Annotated in this window: 17 protein-coding genes; 4 read left to right on the plus strand and 13 right to left on the minus strand. The window is 67.7% G+C overall.

Going from position 1 to position 19,312, the window contains the following annotated elements:
- Window positions 1-6: 6 nt before the first annotated feature.
- From EYZ64_RS18045 to EYZ64_RS18075, 7 genes are read right to left on the minus strand one after another with little or no spacing between them, the layout of a single operon-like run.
- On the minus strand, window positions 7-501 hold the full coding sequence (locus EYZ64_RS18045) for an arginine repressor (RefSeq protein ID WP_210115668.1): 495 nt from the start codon (window positions 499-501) through the stop codon (window positions 7-9).
- Window positions 480-1,406 carry an ornithine carbamoyltransferase gene (argF, locus tag EYZ64_RS18050; RefSeq protein WP_135455348.1) on the minus strand — a complete coding sequence of 309 codons (927 nt, stop codon included), beginning with the start codon at window positions 1,404-1,406 and terminating at the stop codon, window positions 480-482. The genes EYZ64_RS18045 and argF overlap by 22 nt, the downstream gene beginning before the upstream one ends.
- Entirely contained in the window at window positions 1,403-2,578 is a 1,176-nt protein-coding gene (locus EYZ64_RS18055; protein ID WP_135455351.1) for an acetylornithine transaminase, read from the minus strand. Before EYZ64_RS18055 ends, argF begins: the two co-directional genes overlap by 4 nt.
- Window positions 2,575-3,453 carry an acetylglutamate kinase gene (gene argB / locus EYZ64_RS18060; RefSeq protein WP_135455353.1) on the minus strand — a complete coding sequence of 293 codons (879 nt, stop codon included), beginning with the start codon at window positions 3,451-3,453 and terminating at the stop codon, window positions 2,575-2,577. Before argB ends, EYZ64_RS18055 begins: the two co-directional genes overlap by 4 nt.
- The gene (argJ, locus tag EYZ64_RS18065; RefSeq protein WP_502703021.1) at window positions 3,450-4,649 is read right to left on the minus strand and encodes a bifunctional glutamate N-acetyltransferase/amino-acid acetyltransferase ArgJ; all 1,200 of its coding nucleotides are present in this window, start codon (window positions 4,647-4,649) and stop codon (window positions 3,450-3,452) included. Before argJ ends, argB begins: the two co-directional genes overlap by 4 nt.
- Before the next feature lie 38 nt (window positions 4,650-4,687).
- A complete protein-coding gene (gene argC, locus EYZ64_RS18070) occupies window positions 4,688-5,722 on the minus strand; it encodes an N-acetyl-gamma-glutamyl-phosphate reductase (RefSeq protein WP_135455357.1) in 1,035 nt (344 codons plus the stop codon).
- Between the two features lie 48 nt (window positions 5,723-5,770).
- The gene (locus tag EYZ64_RS18075; protein ID WP_210115527.1) at window positions 5,771-6,631 is read right to left on the minus strand and encodes a MerR family transcriptional regulator; all 861 of its coding nucleotides are present in this window, start codon (window positions 6,629-6,631) and stop codon (window positions 5,771-5,773) included.
- A gap of 45 nt (window positions 6,632-6,676) precedes the next feature.
- Here EYZ64_RS18075 and EYZ64_RS18080 point away from each other — a divergent pair, with 45 nt between their 5' ends.
- Window positions 6,677-7,312, plus strand: a complete 636-nt coding sequence (locus EYZ64_RS18080) for a maleylpyruvate isomerase family mycothiol-dependent enzyme (protein ID WP_135455361.1) — start codon at window positions 6,677-6,679, stop codon at window positions 7,310-7,312.
- Window positions 7,313-7,314: 2 nt separating this feature from the next.
- On the opposite strand, the gene pheT is transcribed toward EYZ64_RS18080, so the two are convergent.
- From pheT to EYZ64_RS18095, 3 genes are all read right to left on the minus strand, one after another.
- The gene (gene pheT / locus EYZ64_RS18085; protein WP_135455363.1) at window positions 7,315-9,807 is read right to left on the minus strand and encodes a phenylalanine--tRNA ligase subunit beta; all 2,493 of its coding nucleotides are present in this window, start codon (window positions 9,805-9,807) and stop codon (window positions 7,315-7,317) included.
- Window positions 9,807-10,850: a phenylalanine--tRNA ligase subunit alpha gene (gene pheS, locus EYZ64_RS18090; RefSeq protein ID WP_135455365.1), complete on the minus strand. Its 1,044-nt coding sequence runs from the start codon at window positions 10,848-10,850 to the stop codon at window positions 9,807-9,809. Before pheS ends, pheT begins: the two co-directional genes overlap by 1 nt.
- Before the next feature lie 1,290 nt (window positions 10,851-12,140).
- Window positions 12,141-13,058, minus strand: coding sequence for an adenylate/guanylate cyclase domain-containing protein (locus EYZ64_RS18095; protein ID WP_502702974.1), 918 nt, complete (start codon window positions 13,056-13,058; stop codon window positions 12,141-12,143).
- 228 nt (window positions 13,059-13,286) lie between these two features.
- Between EYZ64_RS18095 and EYZ64_RS18100 the strand changes: the two genes are divergently transcribed.
- Window positions 13,287-14,309, plus strand: coding sequence for an oxygenase MpaB family protein (locus tag EYZ64_RS18100; protein WP_135455368.1), 1,023 nt, complete (start codon window positions 13,287-13,289; stop codon window positions 14,307-14,309).
- A gap of 26 nt (window positions 14,310-14,335) precedes the next feature.
- Window positions 14,336-15,571 carry an acyl-CoA dehydrogenase family protein gene (locus EYZ64_RS18105; RefSeq protein ID WP_135455371.1) on the plus strand — a complete coding sequence of 412 codons (1,236 nt, stop codon included), beginning with the start codon at window positions 14,336-14,338 and terminating at the stop codon, window positions 15,569-15,571.
- A 9-nt stretch (window positions 15,572-15,580) separates the two neighbouring features.
- Here EYZ64_RS18105 and EYZ64_RS18110 read toward each other — a convergent pair whose 3' ends face one another.
- The 3 genes from EYZ64_RS18110 to EYZ64_RS18120 are packed head-to-tail and all read right to left on the minus strand — an operon-like array spanning window position 15,581 to window position 17,811.
- The gene (locus EYZ64_RS18110) at window positions 15,581-15,985 is read right to left on the minus strand and encodes a RidA family protein (protein WP_135455373.1); all 405 of its coding nucleotides are present in this window, start codon (window positions 15,983-15,985) and stop codon (window positions 15,581-15,583) included.
- A gap of 48 nt (window positions 15,986-16,033) precedes the next feature.
- On the minus strand, window positions 16,034-16,780 hold the full coding sequence (locus EYZ64_RS18115) for an IclR family transcriptional regulator (protein ID WP_135455375.1): 747 nt from the start codon (window positions 16,778-16,780) through the stop codon (window positions 16,034-16,036).
- Window positions 16,777-17,811, minus strand: coding sequence for a sugar kinase (locus EYZ64_RS18120; RefSeq protein ID WP_502702975.1), 1,035 nt, complete (start codon window positions 17,809-17,811; stop codon window positions 16,777-16,779). The genes EYZ64_RS18115 and EYZ64_RS18120 overlap by 4 nt, the downstream gene beginning before the upstream one ends.
- Before the next feature lie 160 nt (window positions 17,812-17,971).
- Here EYZ64_RS18120 and EYZ64_RS18125 point away from each other — a divergent pair, with 160 nt between their 5' ends.
- Window positions 17,972-19,279, plus strand: coding sequence for an amino acid deaminase (locus EYZ64_RS18125; protein WP_135460097.1), 1,308 nt, complete (start codon window positions 17,972-17,974; stop codon window positions 19,277-19,279).
- The last annotated feature ends 33 nt before the right edge of the window (window positions 19,280-19,312 follow it).

The raw sequence follows: 19,312 nt of genomic DNA on the forward strand, positions 1-19,312 counted from the left end.
TGAGCTCTACTTCAAGTTTTCGATGGTGTTGGCAAGTTCGGCCCCCGTCATCGGTTCGCGCGCCACCATCAGGATGGTGTCGTCACCGGCGATGGTGCCGACCACATACGGCAGGGCGGCGCGATCGATCGCGCTGGCCAGGTAATGCGCGGCCCCGGGCGGGGTGCGCAGCACGGCAAGATTAGCGCTGGCGTCGGTCGATACCAGCAACTCCCCCAACAAGCGGGTCAACCGCTCGGTGCCACCGGACACACCCCGCACCGGGCTGCCGTCCTCGGGCACCACATACGCTCCGACGCCGCCGTCGACGCCACGCAGTTTCACCGCGCCGAGTTCCTCCAGGTCCCGCGACAACGTCGCCTGGGTGACCTCGATGCCCTCCTGGCCCAGCAGTGCGGCCAGTTCGGTCTGGCTGCTCACCTGCCTGGACGACAGCAGAGCGATGATGCGGGCCTGGCGGCCGGCACGCGTCGGTGCACTCACCTGTTCTCCAGCAACCAGACCAGCAGAGCCTTCTGGGCGTGCAACCGGTTCTCGGCCTCGTCGAACACCGCGCTCTGCGGGCCGTCGATCACCTCGTCGGTGATCTCGTGCCCACGGTGCGCCGGAAGGCAGTGCAGCACAATGGCTGCCGGGTCGGCGAGCTTGAGAAGTTCGGCGTTGACCTGGAACGGACGGAACGGCCGCACCCGGTCGAGGCCGTCGTTCTCCTGCCCCATCGAGGTCCAGGTGTCGGTGACGAGCACGTCGGCTCCGTCGGACCCGGCCCTCGCGTCGTCGGTGAGCGAGACCGTCGCCCCGGTCTCGGCCGCACGGCGCTTGGCGGCGTCGACGAAATGCGGATCCGGTTCGAAGCCGGCAGGCGCGGCGATCGTGACGTTGATGCCCGCCGTGACCCCGCCGAGCATCAGCGAGTGCGCCATGTTGTTGGCCCCGTCGCCCAGATATGTCATCCGCAGCCCGGCCAGGTTGCCCCGGCGCTCGGCCAGCGTCTGCAGGTCGGCCAGCACCTGGCAGGGGTGGAATTCGTCGGACAGCGCATTAACGATCGGCACCGAGGATCCCGACGCCATGGCGGTCAGCCGCTCCTGGGCGAAGGTCCGCCACACGATGGCGTCGACGTAGCGGGACAGCACCGCCCCGGTGTCCTCCAGGGTCTCCTCGCGGCCCAGCTGGGTGCTGCGGCCGTCGACCACCACGGCATGCCCGCCGAGCTGGGCAATACCCATCTCGAACGAGAACCGGGTGCGGGTCGAGTTCTTCTCGAAGATCACCGCGACGCCGCGCGGGCCTTCCAACGGACGCCGCGAGAACGGCGCCTTCTTCAGCTCGGCGGCGAGGGCGAGGACCTCGGCCTGCTCGTCGGGTGACAGATCGTCGTCACGCAGGAAATGCCGGATGGTCATGAGGAAGCCTCCACAGCGGTATCGAGCACGGCGGGCAGAGCGGTCAGGAAGGTCTCGATCTGCGGTTCGGTGATGATCAGGGGCGGCGCCAGCCGGATCACGTCGGCGGCCGGGGCGTTGACCAGGAAGCCGGCGTCGCGGGCGGCGGCCTCGACAGCCTTGGCGCTCGGCGCGGTCAGCACCACGCCTTGCAGCAGACCCTTTCCGCGCACGTGATCGACCAACGGATGGCCCAGCTCCTCGATGCCGTGGCTCAGGGTCTTGCCGAGCACCCCGGCGCGGGCGATCAGGTCCCCGTCCGCCAGTGCCTTGAGTACGCCCAGTGCGGCCGCGGTGCACACCGGGTTGCCGCCGAAGGTGCTGCCGTGCAGGCCCGGGGTCAGCAGATCTCCGGCGGCACCGATGGCCAGGCAGGCACCGATCGGCAGTCCGCCGCCCAGCCCCTTGGCCAGGGTCACCACGTCGGGGGTGATGCCGTCGTGCTGATGGGCGTAGAACGCGCCGGTGCGCCCGACGCCGGTCTGCACCTCGTCGAGGATGAGTAGCGCGCCGTTCTTCGTGGTGATGTCCCGGGCGGCAGCCAGGTATCCGGCGGGTGGGACGACGACGCCGCCCTCCCCCATGATCGGTTCCAGGAACACCGCGGCGGTGTGCGAATCGACCGCGGCGGCAAGGGCTTCCACGTCGCCATAGGGCACATGGGTGACGTTGCCCGGCAACGGCTCGAACGGGGCCTGCTTGGTGGGCTGGCCGGTCAGCGCCAGCGACCCCATCGTGCGGCCGTGGAAGGCACCTTGGGCGGCAACGATATTCGTCTTGCCGGTGAGCCGGGTGATCTTGAAGGCGACCTCGTTGGCCTCGGTGCCCGAGTTGCAGAAGAACACCCGGGCCTGAGTTCCCAGATGCCCGACCAGCGCCTCGGCCAGCGCGATGCCCGGCTCGGTGGCGTACAGGTTGGACGTGTGCCCCAGCGTGTTGAGCTGGGTGGTGACGGCCTCGATGACCGCGGGGTGGCGGTGCCCGAGCAGGTTGACCGCGATACCGCCGAGCAGGTCCAGATAGGACTTGCCGTCGGTGTCGGTCACCACGACGCCTTCTCCGCTGGCCAGAGCCAACGGCGGGGTGCCGTAGTTGTTCATCATCACCGCTTCCCAGCGGTCCTGCAGGCTCACTTCGCCACCACCTTGGTTCCAGTTCCTTCATCGGTGAAAAGCTCGACCAGCACGCAGTGTTCGACGCGGCCGTCGATCACGTGCGCACTCGGCACGCCGCCGGCCACCGCCCGCAGGCAGGCCTCGATCTTGGGCACCATGCCCGATTCCAGTGACGGCAGCAGTTGTGTCAGTGCCGCGGTGTCGATCTCGGTGACCAGCGAGGAGCGGTCGGGCCAGTCGGTGTAGAGGCCCTCCACATCGGTGAGCATCACCAGCTTCTCCGCGCCCAGCGCCTCAGCCAGCGCCGCGGCCGCGGTGTCGGCGTTGATGTTGTGCACCACCCCGTCGGCATCGGGACCGATGGTCGAGACCACCGGAATCCGGCCCGCGGCAATGAGATCCAGCAGCGAGTCGGCGTTGACGTGTTCGACGTCGCCGACCAGCCCGATGTCGGTGGCCACCCCGTCCACGGTGACGCTGCGCCGCACCGCGGTGAACAGATGCGCGTCCTCACCGGTGAGACCCACCGCGTAGGGGCCGTGGGCGTTGATCAGGTTGACCAGCTCGCGGCCCACCTGACCGAACAGCACCATGCGCGCCACATCGAGGACCTCGGGAGTGGTCACCCGGAAGCCGCCCTTGAAATCGCCTGGGATGCCGAGCTTCTTGAGCATCGCGCTGATCTGCGGCCCGCCGCCGTGCACCACCACGGGATGGATGCCGCAGTTGCGCAGGAACACCATGTCGGCGGCGAAGGCCGCCTTGAGGGTGTCGTCGGTCATCGCGTTGCCGCCGTACTTGACGACGACGATCTTGCCGTGCAGTTGTTTGAGCCACGGCAGCGCCGAGGCGAGCACCTGGGCCTTGACGCCCCGCTCGATGGCCTGGCTCATGAGCTGTAGGCCGAGTTCTCTTCGACGTAGGCGTGTGACAGGTCGGTGGTCCTGATCGATGCCTCATGCGAGCCCACGGCCAGGTCCACGACGACGATGATGTCCTCGTCGGACAGGTCGACCTCACGGGCACCCGGGGCGCCGGCCCCGTCGATGCACACCGGAGAACCGTTGAACGACACGCTGATCCGTTCGGGATCCAGCTTGACCGGGGCGATACCGACCGCGGCCAGGACCCGGCCCCAGTTCGGGTCGGAGCCGAACAGTGCGGTCTTGACCAGGCTGTCGCGAGCGATGACGCGTGCCGCGACGAGCGCGTCGTCCTCGGTGTCGGCGCCGGTCACGGTAATGACAACCCGCTTGGTGACGCCCTCGGCATCGGCCTGCAGCTGCGCGCACAGGTCGTCGCAGACCCGCAACACGGCCTCGTTGAGATCGTCCTGGCTCGGCGCGATCTCACTGGCGCCCGACGCGAGGAGCAGCACGGTGTCGTTGGTCGAGCAGCTGCCGTCAACGTCAAGCCGGTCGAAGGTCAGCGCCGCGGCCCGCTTGAGCGCGGTGTCCAGTGCCGCGGAATCCGCGACGGCATCGGTGGTCAGCACCACCAGCATGGTGGCCAGTGACGGCGCCAGCATGCCGGCACCCTTGGCCATCCCGCCGAGGGTCCAGTTCTCCCCCGATTCCACCGCATGGTGCAGCGCAACCTGTTTCGGCACGGTGTCGGTGGTCATGATGGCCCGCGCGGCGTCGTCTCCGCCGGTCAGTCCACCGGCGACCTCGTGCACTATCTCGGTGACGCCGGCCAGCACCTTGTCCATCGGCAACCGGTCACCGATCAGGCCCGTCGAGCACACCGCGACCTCGATGGCGCCGGTCTCGGTGCCCCAGTCGCTCAGCGCGGTGGCGACGGCCTCGGCGGTGGCGTGGGTGTCCTGGAAGCCCAGCGGGCCGGTGCAGGCGTTGGCGCCGCCCGAGTTCAGCACCACCGCGCGCAGCCGCCCGGTGGTGAGCACCTGCTGTGACCACTTCACGGGCGCGGCCTTGATCTTGTTGCGGGTGAACACCCCAGCTGCCGCGTAGTCCGGTCCCTCGTTGAATACCAGGGCCAGGTCCGGTGCGCCGGATGCCTTGATACCGGCGGCGATTCCGGCGGCCCGGAAACCTGCCGGGGCGGTCACGCCCTGGGTACGGATCAGCTTGGCGGCCTGGGCCGTCCCGGTTTGCGTTGACTCGGTCAAGGTGCCACTCCCACGATCGAAAGTCCTTCGGTTTCGGGCCAGCCCAGTGCCAGATTCATCGACTGCACCGCAGCGCCGCCGGTTCCCTTGGTGAGGTTGTCGATGGCGGCGATGGCCACCAGTGTCTTCGCCTGCTCGTCGACGGCGACCGCGACCTGCGCGGCGTTGCTGCCGATCACCGACCCGGTCTTGGGCAGCTGCCCCTCCGGCAGGAGGTAGATGAACGGCTCTGCGTCGTAAGCCTTTTCGTAAGCGGCCCGGACCTCGGCCTCCGATGCCTCGGTGCGGGCGGTGCAGGTGGCCAGGATGCCGCGGGAGGTGGGGATCAGCACCGGGGTGAACGAGACGGTGACGTCCTTGTCGGTCACCGACCGCAGTCCCTGGGCGATTTCCGGGGTGTGCCGGTGCTTGCCGGCGATGTTGTAGGCACGTGCCGAGCCGATCACCTCGGAACCCAGCAGGTCCACCTTGGCGGACTTGCCCGCACCCGAAGTGCCGCTGACGGCTACGACAGTGACGGCCGGTTCGACGAGATCGCCGGCCACGGCGGGCAGGAGCGCCAGCAGTGCGGCGGTCGGATAGCAACCCGGCACCGCGATGCGCTTGGTGTCCTTGAGCCGGTCCCGGGCGCCGGGCAGCTCGGGCAGCCCGTAGGGCCAGCTGCCGGCGTGCGGTGAACCGTAGAACTTCTCCCAGTCGGCGGCGTCGGTCAGCCGGAAGTCTGCACCGCAGTCGATGATCAGGGTGTCGGGACCGAGCTGCTCGGCGAGCGCAGCGGAATGACCGTGCGGCAGCCCGAGGAACACCACGTCATGACCGGCCAGCACCTCGGCGGTGGTGGGCTCCAGGACACGGGAGGCCAACGGCAGCAGGTGCGGGTGATGCTCAGCCACCGTCGTCCCGGCACTGGAGGCCGCGGTCAACGCCCCGATGGTCAACCGGCCGTCAGCGTAGGCCGGATGCCCGAGCAGCAATCGCAGGATCTCTCCGCCGGCGTAGCCGCTGGCGCCGGCCACCGCTATCGAAGTCATACCGCAATTCTGCATTGTTATGCATGCAGATGCAAATTCATTAATTGGCTATGCGGCGCCGAGGCGGAGCCCGTCGTAAAGCCAGCGCTGGATGGAACCCACCGTAGTCGTCTCACCTGCGATCTCACTGAAAAGATCCCAGTACCGACGGACATCGGGATCGGTGTCGGCGCCCGCGTTTGCGATGAGCGCACGCCGAAACGGGGGCGTGTCAGCATCCTGGCGGGCCCGGGCATGGGCGTCGACGAATCTGTCGACAGCCGGCCCACCCGACGGCGGCCGTCCGGAGTGCACGAGCAGTAAGGCCATGTCACAAGCCTCCGCGACGCCGATCACGAGCCCCCGACGATCGCTGATGCGACCCGGTTCGAACCGCCACAGTTGCCTGGCCATCACCGCGCCGAATGCCGGTTGCCGGGCGAGGGCCACAAGTTCTGCGTACGCGACAACACGCGCCGGGCTTGCCTCCCCCGGTGGTCGCGGCACGGTCATCTCCACGAACCCGTCGAATACGTCCGCCGACGTCGCCCCTGCGAACAATCGCCGCCAGAACTCGACGAGAACGTCGTGTCCACGACGTCCCCCCTGCGCGGTGGACAACGCCTCCAACGAGGCCCGACGCCTCGCCAGGCCGGCCAACTCCGCGTCGACGGCTCGTCGCTCGACCGCCACGGCGTCACCGATCGATACCCGGCGGGCCAGGATGTCGCCGATGGCGTTCAGGCCGAGACCAGCCGCCCGCAACCGTCTGACCAGGGTGAGCGACTCGACCGCCGAGGCCTCGAAAACGCGGTGGCCACCGGAACTCCGACGTGCGTCCAGCAGGCCTTCATCGCAGTAGTAACGGATCGTCCGCACCGATACGCCGGTGAGCCGCGACAACTCACCGATGCTTGTGCCGTGCGTCACAGTGCCTTGAACCTCCACCCGACTGGAGTTCCTAGCGTAAGCCGCATGCACACCGAGGACATCTGGCGCGCCGTCGACGCAGAACGACGCAGCCTGCTGCAACTACTCGAACAGCTCAGCGCATCGCAATGGCGCCACGCCAGCCTGTGCGACAGATGGCAGGTCCGAGACGTGGTGGCCCACGTGACGCTGTCGACCCAGGCCAATGTCGGTCGAATTCTGGTCAACCTGTTGCGCGCTCGCGGCAGCCTCGACCGCATGGTGTGCACTACCGCGATTCGCCATGCCACGAAGAGCGACGACCGTCAGCTGCTCAACGAGATGCGCAACACGATCGGGTCGCGCTTCACCGCCGTCGGCACCACAGCAACCGATCGGCTGATGGACCTTCTCGTGCACGGCCAGGACATCGCGGTACCACTGAACCTTCACCACGAAATGCCCACTGAGGCAGCACAGCTGGCACTCGAACGGGTTTGGAATCCGCGGTTCCCGTTCCGGGCCACCACGAGGCTGGCTCCGTACCGGTTATGCGCGGTCGACACCGGCTGGGCTGCTGGGGCCGGGCCGCTCATCGAGGGGCCCGTCTCGGCGCTGCTCCTGCTCGCGACCGGACGTGAATCGGCTGCGCTTCCGCACCTGCGCGGTGACGGCGTCGAGTTGTTGCGCCGAGCAGAATGAAATCAGCCGCGCAGGACGGCGCCGACCCGCTCGCCGGCGACCGCGACGGCGGCGTCGCGGGCGGCGCTGGCCTCGTCCTCGGTCAGGGTCCGGTCGGCAGCCCGGAACCGCAGCGCCAGGGTCAGGGACTTGCGGCCCTCCCCGATCTGCGGGCCGGTGTAGACGTCGAACAGCCGGACATCCTCGAGCAGCTCGCCGGCCCCGTCACGGACGGCGTCGACGACGGCGGCCGCGGCCACCTCGTCACCGACCACCACACTGATGTCCTGGAACACCGCGGGGAACGGTGACACGGACGGCGCGGGCAGCACCTCGACGATCGGCACGGCATCGAGGTCGAGTTCGACGGCGCACGAGCCCTTTGGCAGGCCCGCCCGCTCGACGACCGCCGGATGCAGCTGGCCGGCGTAACCCACCACCGTGTCGCCGACGACCACCTCGGCACAGCGGCCCGGATGCCACGGCAGCTCCTGGGCGGCGCGCAGGGTGAATTCCACCCCGGCCGCCCGGCCGATCACCCGTACCGCCTCGAAAGCGTCGGAGGCCTCCACCGGACGTCCCTGGCCCCACGGTCCGGCAGGCTCCCGCAGCCCGGCGAGCACCGCAGCGACATGCTGTGGCTGATGCGGCAAGGAGGCGTCCAGCCCGGCGATCTCCTCGTCGGTGGGCCTGCGGTCGTTCGGGATGCGTTCGACGGACCGGGTCTCGGCCGTGGGATGCACCACCTGCTGGATCGCGAACAGCGCGACATCGGCTGCGCCACGGGATACGTTGCGGCCCAGCGCTTCCAGCAATCCGGGCAGCAGCGTGGTGGCCAGCTGCGGCCGGTCGGCCTCCAGCGGGTTGAGCACCTTGGTGGTGTTGCGTCGAGGGTCGTCGGTGGCCAGGCCCCACGTGTCGAACACGCCGGTAGGCAGGAACGGTGTGGGCAGGACCTCGACGAATCCGGCCAGCGCCAGTGACTTTCCGATGGCCCGGCGCCGCTTCTGCACCGCGGTCAGGCCACGCCCGGCCGGTGCTGTCGGCAGCACCGACGGGATGGACTCCAGGCCCTCCAGCCGCAGCACTTCCTCGACGAGGTCGGCACGCTGACGCATGTCGGGTCGCCAGCTCGGCGGGGTCACGGTGAGCGGATCGGTCCCGGTTACAACAGCGCCGATCTGCGTGAGCCGCCGTGCCGTGGTGCCCGCGGCATATTCGACGCCCGCGGTGCGGTCCGGCAGGTCGGCCGGGATCTCGATGGCCGGCTGAGACCAGTCGGTGCGCCCGTCCGCGCGCCAGTCGGTGAGCGTCGGCGCGACGGTACCGCCGGCGATCTCGGCCAGCAGGGTCGCGCAACGATCCAGTGCGGCAACCGAAATGGCCGGGTCAACCGACCTCTCGTAACGGCGGCCGGCCTCACTGGCCAGATGCAGGCGGCGCTGCGTGCGTGACACCGCGGCCGGATCCCACACTGCGGCTTCCAGCAGCACATCAGTGGTGGTATCACGTACCTCAGTGGTGCCCGCGCCCATTACGCCGCCGATCGCGGCGGTCGCGACGTCGTCGACGATCAACACGTCGGCCGAGTTCAAGGTGCGCTCGACATCGTCGAGGGTGACGACCTTTTCGCCGTCACGGGCGAAGCGCACCGCGAAACCGCCGGTGATCAGGCTGCTGTCGTGGGCGTGCATCGGGTGGCCGATTTCGAGCATGACGTAGTTGGTCACGTCGACGGCCGGCGAGATGGCACGGATGCCGCTGAGCATCAGCCGTCGCTGCATCCACCACGGCGTCACTGCCGCCGGATCGATGCCGGTGACCGGGCGCAGCCCGAAACGCTGCACGCCCGTTCCGGGCTCGACGGTCAGCGGCCAGGCCTCACCCTCGGCGGGCAACGGCGGTACGTCGGCCAGATCGACGAAGTCCAGATCATCGGCGCACGCGATCTCGCGAGCCAGACCTCGCACCGACAGGCAGTAACCGCGATCCGGCGTGATGGCCAGGTGGAACACCACGTCGTCCAGACCAAGGATCTCCGCCGCCGGGGTACCCGGATCGGCGGTGCCCTCGGGCAGCACCAGGATGCCTGACTGGTCGACGCCCAGGTTCATCTCTGATGCCGAGCAGATCATGCCGTCGGAAACCCGGCCGTAGGTCTTGCGGGTGGCGATGGTGAAGTCGCCGGGCAATACGGTTCCCGGAAGCGCCACCACCACCAGGTCGCCGACCGCGAAATTCGTCGCCCCGCAGACGATGTCGCGATGCTCGCCGTCCACATTCTGGATACCGACATCAACCTTGCAGGCCCGGATCGGTTTCTTGAACTCCGTGAGTTCCTCGATCTCGGCAACCCGGCCGACGGTCAGCGGTCCGCTCACCGGGCCGATCGGGATGATCTCCTCGACCTCGTGTCCGATCCGGATGAACGTCTGCTCGAGTTCCTCGACCGACGCATCCCAATCCGGCGCGCCGGCACGAACGGCCTCACGCAGCCAGCTGAAAGGAATCCGCATCAGGCACCGACCCCGAACGGCAGCGAGAACCGGACATCGCCCTCGACCATGTCGCGCATGTCAGGAATTCCGTTGCGGAACTGCAGGGTTCGCTCCAATCCCATGCCGAAGGCAAATCCGGAGTAGACGTCGGGGTCGATACCGCAGGCGCGCAACACATTCGGGTTGACCATGCCGCAGCCGCCCCATTCGACCCAGCCGGGGCCGCCCTTCTTGCCCGGGAACCAGATGTCGACCTCGGCGGACGGCTCGGTGAACGGGAAGAAGTGCGGACGGAACCGGGTGCGTCCCTCCGGCCCGAACTGGGACCGCGCGAACGCGTCCAGCGTGCCGCGCAGATTCGCCATGGTCAGGCCCTTGTCCACCGCCAGCCCCTCCACCTGGTGGAACACCGGCGTGTGGGTTGAATCGAGTTCGTCGGTGCGGAAGGTCCGCCCGATCGAAACGACATAGACGGGCAGGTCGCGTTCCAGCAGCGCCCGGATCTGCACCGGCGAGGTGTGGGTACGCAACACCTGACGTGAGCCGTCCGGGGCGATCTGGAACGTGTCCTGCTCGCTGCGGGCCGGGTGATCGGGCGGGAAGTTCAGGGCGTCGAAGTTGAACTGCTCGGTCTCGACCTCGGGCCCCTCGGCCAGCTCCCAGCCCATCGCGACGAAGGTGTCGGCGACGTTCTCGGCCAGGATCGTGATCGGGTGCCGGGCGCCCACCGGCTGGCGCGTCGAGGGCAACGTCACATCGATGCGCTCGGCGACCAGCACCGCGGCGTCGCGCTCGGCGCGCAACGCGTCCAGCCGCTCGTCGTACGCACGCTGGGCCTCGCCGCGGGCAATGTTGACCCGTTTGCCGGCGTCGGCGCGGTCAGCCTTCGGCAGGGTCGCCAACGCCTGGCGTGCCAGGGCGATCGGGGCACGATCGCCGAGGTGCTCGGTCTTGGCGCGCGCGAGCGCGTCAAGGTCACCGGCCAGCTCAAAGGCATGCCGGGCCGCGCTGACGGCTTTGGTCAGGGCTTCTTCTGAGAGATCACTGGGCTGCTCAGCCACCCGGCGATCATAGGCGATGGCCTGATCAGGCTTCGAATCCGTTTCCACCGGCTCAGACTGAACCTGCGACAACGAACTCAGCCGAGATCGGAGACGATTACGACGTGGATCGTCAGAAGTTGGCTGATGAATGGGATGACGGGATCTCGGCCGCGGTAGCGGGATCGGACTCACCCTGACCCACCTCACCGCCGGACCCTGGGACTGGGACAACCAACCCGGCTTCGCCGAACACGCACAACCCACCCTCACCGACACCGCGCTACGCGACCGCATCACCGCCACCTACTGGGGCTGGGACGACAACCCCGCCGGCATCAACGACCCCGCCAACACCGACCTACTCGCAGGCGCCTGCTGGTACCTCGGCGAAATACTGCGCCGCAACCGACCCTCACGCTGGGTCTACGTCGACTACCTCACCGATCCCGGCGACCCCGCCCTCGCCGCGTATCGAGTGCAAACCAACGACGACAGAAACGCCGCGAATCCATTCAGGCTGTTCCGCCTCGGCATCACCAAAGGCCAACCCAAAGCCCGCGGCTACTACGACCGCTGGGCAGCCAAATCAAATTAGCGCGCGAGACGTCCGATGAATGCCGTTACGCTTGTGAACGGATCAATCTCGCCGCCTCAGGACTGTTTGCCGACGTAGCCTTTTCGCATATTCAGCTGCCCCGGTCAACCGCTGTACGGTGCGCAGTCTTCGCCGGCGGAAAGCTCGTGCCTCGGATACAACAATTGCTACAGAAGGTTGCCAGGTGGATCGTCAGAAGTTGGCTGATGAATGGGATGACGGGATCTCGCCCGCGGTAGCGGGACTGGCCGGGCTGGCCGAACCCTACGGGGTCGCCCTGGACTACTCGGCCCAATCACTGCGCGCACTCGAACACGTCATCACCACCCTGTTCCACGAACCCGACGACGTCTTCACCGACGACGACCGCCCCGTCATCCGCGCACTGATCGCCTACATCGGACTCACCCTGACCCACCTCACCGCCGGCCACTGGGACTGGGACAACCAACCCGGCTTCGCCGAACACGCACAACCCACCCTCACCGACACCGCGCTACGCGACCGCATCACCGCCACCTACTGGGGCTGGGACGACAACCCCGCCGGCACCCCGGCCGGTATCCCCATCGCCATACCCGGCGACGGACTCGGACTCCAACCCGTCTCACCCCTGCACCTTCTCGTCGCCACCGTCATCGACCGACCCACCAACCCGAGCCGCGCTGCGGTGAGTGCGCCCAGCACCGACGCTCCCCCTGAGCACCGCACCCCTATGCGCCCGGCACCCCGTCACCCTCATGTTCGCCGGCCGGCAGCCGCCTGGGAATTTTCACCCGGTACATCATCAGATCGTCGGGAACACCCTCCGGCTTCGCCGAAAATATCTGCCGCCGTTCACGTTTGACGGTCACACCCAGGGTGGTGAGCTCGCCTTCCGAGATGCCCTCCAACGTGGTGTGCGAGATCATCAAGCCGCCCCTGGCAGCACGTTCCATCACCCGGGCGGTGATGTTGACGTCGACGCCGAGCCAATCCGACCCGATGCGCTGCGGCCGGCCGGTGTGGATGCCGATCCGCATGCGCGGCGCGTAGCCGTCCATGTCGATGCTCTTCACTCCGTCTAGCGCGACGAGCATCGCCCCCAGGGCGGTTTCCGGGTCGGAGAACACCGCCATCATGCCGTCGCCCATGCGTTTGACGATGTGACCGCCCGCTTCCAGCACCGGCGGCTCGATCACCTGCGCCACCCGGCGCAGCAGTCGCAACGTGGCATCATCGCCGGAGCGCAACGACCACGATGAGAACCCGACGAGATCGGTGAACACCAGTGTCACCTCGGGATTGGCCGGGGTTCCCGAGACACGTTCGGTCAGCGCCTGCCACACCTGCAATGCGCCCAGGCTCACCTCACGCGAGGCGGCGTCACGGTCCAGCAGTCGGTGAGCCACCCGCGCCGCGGCCCGGGGACCGCCCTCGCCCGACGCCGAGAGCCGGTCACCGAAATCCGGATCTCCGGGCAACGCCCGACGCCACCGCCGGACCAGGTCGACGACGGCTGGGCTGCGGTTGGCGCTCTGCAGCCAACCCAGCGGACCCGGCAACCCGGGTGTCCGCACCGGGCGCTGTTGCGGCGCCTGCTCGACATCCCCGACTCGGCCGGACGGGTCATCGAGAGGCTCGCCATCCACAGCGCCAGAGTAAGTGGCGCGCGGACCGGGCGGCAATCATGCTGCGAGCCGGTATGCCCACACTCTCCCGGTGCCGGCAAACCCGGCTGGTCACAGCGCTGTGGCGCGACGGTAGCCGCCGAATAACAGTGCGCGGCGACGCGCCGCGGCGGCGTAGACAACGCGCGTTGTCACTACTATCGTTGGCCTCAGCTGTGATTCACGTCATGACGAGTCAACGAGGACCCAATGACCACACGAGCCACCACCGGCACCGAGCACAATCCACTCGGCCCGGATTCGCTGACCTGGAAGTACTTCGGCGACCTGCGCACCGGGATGCTGGGCGTCTGGATCGGCGCGATCCAGAACATGTATCCGGAACTCGGCGCCGGCGTCGAGGAGCACTCGATCCTGCTGCGCGAGCCGCTACAGCGGGTGGCCCGGTCGGTGTACCCGATCATGGGCGTGGTCTATGACGGCGACCGCGCGGCGGACACCGGCGCGCAGATCAAGGGTTTCCACACCACCATCAAAGGTGTCGACAGCCAGGGGCGGCGCTACCACGCGCTGAACCCGGAGACGTTCTACTGGGCGCACGCCACGTTCTTCATGTTGATCATCAAGACCGCGGAGTATTTCTGCGGCGGCCTGACCGAAGCCGAGAAGCAACAGCTGTTCGATGAACATGTGCAGTGGTACCGCATGTACGGCATGAGCATGCGGCCGGTCCCCAAGAGCTGGGAGGACTTTCAGGAGTACTGGGACGCCAAGTGCCGCGACGAGCTCGAGATCAACCGGGCCACCCTTGACATCTTCACCATCCGGATCCCCAAGCCCTGGTTCGTGCTTATGCCGACACCGGTCTGGGACCAACTGTTCAAACCCCTTGTCGGAGCACAGCGCTGGATCGCGGCCGGCCTGTTCGACCCGGCGGTGCGGGAAAAGGCCGGAATGCGGTGGACGCCCGGCGACGAGGTATTGCTGCGGATCTTCGGCAAGGCGGTCGAATTGGCGTTCGTCGCGGTGCCCGACGAGATCAGGCTGCACCCGCGCGCCCTGTCGGCGTACCGCCGCGCGGCCGGGAAGCTGGCCGCCGACGGTCCCCTGGTGGAAGCACCGGGCTTCATGGCCCCACCACGCGACCGCTGGGGTCTACCGATGCACTACGTGCCGCGCAGCAAGACCCTGCTGGACCGGGCCGGAGCCCTGGTGCACACAACGTTCTCGCTGCCGGCACTGCGGCGGCCCGCCCGCCGCCCCGCGGCCTGACTTTGACACCTGTCTAAGCTGTCGAGATGCTTGATTGGTCTGACGTAGACATCGCCGTGCGCGACGCGGTTCGTGAGTTCGTGAACAAGGAGATCCGCCCGCACCTCGACGAGCTCGAGAGCGGAGACATGGAGCCATACCCGATCGTGCGAAAGCTGTTCGCCACGTTCGGTATTGACGCCCTCGCCAAGGAGTCGCTGGACAAGCGACTGGAGAAGCTGCGCAGCGGGGACGCCAAGCCCTCGGGTGCCCGCGGCGGAATGTTCGGCGGCAGCGGATCGCCGGGCATGGGATTCGTCCTGATCAGCGAACTGTGCCGGGTGTCGATGGGTCTGGTCACCGGACTGGGGGTCAGCCTGGGCCTGACCGTGTCGACCATCCAGAGCCGCGGCACCCTGGCCCAGCAGGAACGCTGGCTGCCCGGTCTCGTGACCTACGAGAAGATCGGTGCTTGGGCGATCACCGAACCCGATTCGGGCTCGGATGCCTTCGGCGGCATGAAGTCCTATGTCACCCGTGACGGTGACGACTACATCCTCAACGGCCAGAAAACCTTCATCACCAACGGGCCCGACGCCGACGTCGTGGTCGTCTACGCGAAGCTCGATGAACGTGACGGCGCGGACAAGCGCAACCGCAAGGTGCTGACCTTCGTCCTCGACCGCGGCATGGAGGGCTTCGAGCAGTCGAAGCCGTTCCGCAAGATGGGTATCCATTCGTCACGCACCGGTGAGCTGTTCTTCAACAACGTCCGGCTGGGACGCGACCGGCTGCTCGGTGAGACCGAAGGATCCGACGGGCCCGACGAGGGCCGGGCCAGCGCCCGGTCCAACTTCTCGGCCGAACGCATCGGGGTGGCCGCGATGGCGCTCGGCGTGATTGAGGAATGCCTGCGGTTGAGCGTCGACTACGCCAAGACCCGCACCCTGTGGGGCCAGGAGATCAGCCAGTTCCAGCTGATCCAGCTCAAACTGGCCAACATGGAAGTGGCCCGGATGAACGTGCGCAACATGCTGTTCCGCGTCATCGAATCCGCCGAGAAGGGGGCGACGATCTCCCTCGCCGAGGCCTCCGCGATCAAGTGGTACTGCTCGCAGGCCGCCACCGACGTCGCAATGGATGCCGTGCAGCTGTTCGGCGGCAACGGCTACATGACCGAGTACCGGGTGGAGCAGTTGGCCCGCGATGCCAAGTCGTTGATGATCTATGCCGGCAGCAACGAGGTGCAGATCACCCACGTGGCACGCGGTCTGCTGAGTTAGTCTGCCGAGTTAGCCGACGGCGGCCAGCGCGTCGATCTCCACCAGCATGACCTCGTGCGGGAGATCGACGAACACCGTTGTCCGGCACGGAAGCTGGTCGGACTTGACGTTCTCGGCCATGAACTCGCCGTATACCTCGTTCATGGCCGCGAAATCGTCGCGCGTCGTGAGGTAGACCCGGAACATCAGGACATCGTCGACACCGGCGCCGCCGGCCGCCAGGATCGCCTTGACGTTCTCCAGCGTGCGACGGGTCTGCACCCGCACATCACCCTCGCCGATGTAGGTGTTGGTCGCGGGGTCCATCGGACCCTGACCGGACACTTGCAGGAACCCGCCCTTACGGATGCCCTGGCTGAAGGTGTGTGCGGGCGCCGGCGCGTCATCGGTGCGGATGACCTGGGAATCGGGCACGGTGGAATCTCCTCTGCTTGCGGTGTTTTCGATGATTTCCCGGTCGAGCTACGACGGCCGATAGCCGCATTCGGCCGAGATGCGTTCGCACATCGCCTGCAACGGTGGCAGAAGTTCGAGGACCTGTTCGAAAGGCAACACGACGTCGGGAACCGATACGGAAACCGCCGCGACGACGCGGCCGTTCGCACCGCGAATCGGAGCGCCCACGCAGTTGATCGACGGCTCGTTCTCTTCGCGGTCCTGGGCCCAGCCCTGAACCCGCACGGCCTCGATTTCGCGCAGGTACTCCTCCGGCGTCGTGATGGTGTTGGCGGCGCGGCGGGTGAAGTCCATCGCGGCGACGATCGGCCGCAGCTCGGCATCTGGCAGGTCGGCGAGGATCACCTTGGCGACGGCGGTGGAATTCAGGTTGGCGGTCAGGCCGATTCGCGAGTACATCCGGATCTGATCGTGTGATTCGAGCTTGTCGATGTACACGATGGCGCCGCCTTCCATCGCGGCGAGGTGGGTGGTGCGGCCGTATTCGCGGTTGAACTCGACGAGATGTCGCGAGGCGATCTGGCGGATCTCCCGCTGATTGGTGCCGTGGGCGGCGAGTTCGAAGATCCGGGAGCCGAGGTGATAGCGATTGTTGTTGTCGCGGAACGTGAACCGCTCGTCGGTCAGTGTGCGCAGCAGCCTCATCACGGTGGTCTTGTGCACATCCGTTGCGGCCGCGAGCTCGTCCAGGCCGGCCGGACCGTTTCCCAGCTGAATCAAGAGTTGTAGTGCCCGCGCGACACTTTGACTCACCGCTTGCTCCCGCACACCGTGAACCCGACCTCACTCACCTTCGTCGCCGCCCACTCTCCGTCTGTGCAGGCGAGCAGGTGCTCGATCGCCGCATCAGGCGGTGGCGGGGCCGAATCCGCCACGACAGTCAGGGTGACGGCGGCTCCGATGTGGCCGCGCCGCAGGCACGATTCCGGATCCTCGCCGCGCACAACACCGCTGAGGAATCCGGCGGCGAAGGCGTCGCCGGCGCCCACCGGCTCGACGACGTCGACGCGCAACGCCTGGGCGACGAAAACATCGCCAGTCCGGTCGACCGCGAAGGCCTGGTCTGCACCGTCCTTGATGACCAGTATCTCCGGACCCGGCAGGATGCGACGCAGCGCCACCGGGTCGTCGGTTCCCGCGACGCGAAGCGCCTCGTCGGCGCCCAGGAGCACCACGTCGGCCAGGTTGGCCAGGGCCACCACCTCGGCCGGATCGCCGTCGGACCACAGCTGTTCGCGCCAGTTCACATCGAAGCTCAACAGCGCGTTGATGCCGGGCCGGTCGGTGAGCAACCGGCGCATCATGGCCCGGCAGGTATCGGACAGAGCGGGTGTGATGCCGCTGCAGTGCACGACCGACGCGCTCGCGAGTACGGACACAACGGCGGCCGAGTCCAGAAATCCGGGCGCCATCGCGGAGGCCGCCGAGCCGGCCCCGCTGCACTTGCTGACGCTGCACACCTCCCCCGCCTCGTCGAGCGCGGTGAGATTGGCGTAATACCCGGTGGGCCGGGTCGGGTCGATCTCGACCGCGGAGATGTCGACGCCGCGCGCGGTCAGCTCCGACCTGATCAGGTCCCCGTAGCCGTCGTCGCCGAGGCGACCGACGAAGGAGGCGGGGATGCCCCAGGCGACGAGTCCCGCCGCGACGTTGGCTTCCGCACCGGCCAGGTGCAATCCGGCCTGAACACCGGCCAGGTGCAATCCGGCTTCCGCACCGGCCAGGACCAGCGGTTCACCGAGGCAGGCGACTCTGCCAACGGGGTCTGTGGGCAATTCGGGCACTGCTGTCCTTCGGAGTCGAGACGATTGACGCGGTGTCACATGCCATGTTAGATAGGTCACACTGAAAAATGCAACATAGATTGCATTGTTCGCAACGCAGCAGCTCACACCGTTCTGGTGCGTGCAACGCACCAGAATCACCATGGAGGACACGATCAGCATGACGACGCGAGGCGAGCCCACGCCGGCCGGTCGGGCGTGGGACACTCTTCGCGCCGAACGCCTGTCGGAATTGGACAAGGCGCTTCCCGTCGAGGCCGACGGCCTCACCACCGCGGAGTTCCTGGCCACCCAGCCCCGCCTCTCCGCCTTCACCACACCGGTGATGACGCTGGACGATTCGGCCATCGAAGACAATGTCGCCGCCATGGCGACCTGGTGCACAGCACATGGGGTGGAACTGGCGCCGCACGGAAAGACCACCATGTCGCCGGTCCTGTGGGACCGTCAATTGCGCAGCGGCGCATGGGGAATCACCCTTGCCACACCGAGCCAGGTACGCGTCGCGGTGAACTTTGGCGTTCGGCGGATCCTGCTCGCCAACGCCCTGGTCGACCCGGCTGCCCTGCGCTGGCTGGCCCGGGAGATGGCCGCCCGGCCCGATCTCGAGGTGCTCACCTGGGCGGATTCGACGGCCACGGTCGACACGATGGACGCGGCGCTCGCCGACACCCGGGTGGCCCGGCCGATTCCGGTACTGGTCGAACTCGGCGAGGCCGGCGGGCGGACCGGAGCCCGCTCGGTCGACGAGGCAGCAGCGGTGGCCGTACGGATAGCGGCCACCGACTCCCTGCGCCTGGCCGGCGTATGCGGCTACGAGGGGTCGCTGGCGCATGACACTTCCGAGGCGTCGCTGGCCCGCGTCAGGCACTACCTGGAGGAAATGGCGCGGCTGCACCGGAACATCGACGCCGCGGGCCACTACCCCACCGACGCCGATGTGTACGTAAGCGCCGGTGGCAGCGCCTATTTCGATCTCGTGGCGGATGTTCTGGCCCCGCTCGCCGGTGGCCGTACGCACGTCGTGGTCCGCGCGGGGGCCTACATCATCCACGATGACGGCTTCTACACGGGGGTCACGCCTTTCGCCCGCGGCCGTGAAAAGTACCGGCTGCGTTCGGCGATGCACACCTGGGCGCGGGTGGTGTCACGCCCGGAACCCGGGCTGGCACTGCTGGACGCCGGAAAGCGGGATGTCCCGTTCGACGAGGGACTCCCCACCCCGCAGCTGGTCGCGTCGCAGCTCGGTGCGCCCGCGCGTCCGCTCACCGATGCGGAGATCGTCGCCGTCAACGACCAGCACGCATTCCTGACCATCCCGCCCGATTCCGACATCCGCGTGGGTGACGTTGTGCGGCTGGGGCTTTCCCACCCGTGCACTGCCTTCGACAAGTGGAGATGGATCCCCGTCGTGGCGCGGCAGGAGACTGATCCGCTCGTCGTCGACATGATCCGCACCTACTTCTGACCCGGGCCTCGCCGATACCGCGTCACGTAGGTT

Origin of the sequence: Mycobacterium sp. DL99 (assembly GCF_004762045.1) — a bacterium.
Lineage (GTDB): Bacteria > Actinomycetota > Actinomycetes > Mycobacteriales > Mycobacteriaceae > Mycobacterium.

Bases quoted from the DNA above. Each gene is read 5' to 3' on its own strand.
- EYZ64_RS18105 (WP_135455371.1), top strand. From the start codon at position 14,336: ATGCTTGATTGGTCTGACGTAGACATCGCCGTGCGCGACGCGGTTCGT.
- pheT (WP_135455363.1), bottom strand. From the start codon at position 9,807: ATGCGGATTCCTTTCAGCTGGCTGCGTGAGGCCGTTCGTGCCGGCGCG.
- argB (WP_135455353.1), bottom strand. From the start codon at position 3,453: ATGAGCCAGGCCATCGAGCGGGGCGTCAAGGCCCAGGTGCTCGCCTCG.
- EYZ64_RS18125 (WP_135460097.1), top strand. From the start codon at position 17,972: ATGACGACGCGAGGCGAGCCCACGCCGGCCGGTCGGGCGTGGGACACT.
- EYZ64_RS18080 (WP_135455361.1), top strand. From the start codon at position 6,677: ATGCACACCGAGGACATCTGGCGCGCCGTCGACGCAGAACGACGCAGC.
- argF (WP_135455348.1), bottom strand. From the start codon at position 1,406: ATGACCATCCGGCATTTCCTGCGTGACGACGATCTGTCACCCGACGAG.
- argC (WP_135455357.1), bottom strand. From the start codon at position 5,722: ATGACTTCGATAGCGGTGGCCGGCGCCAGCGGCTACGCCGGCGGAGAG.
- EYZ64_RS18100 (WP_135455368.1), top strand. From the start codon at position 13,287: ATGACCACACGAGCCACCACCGGCACCGAGCACAATCCACTCGGCCCG.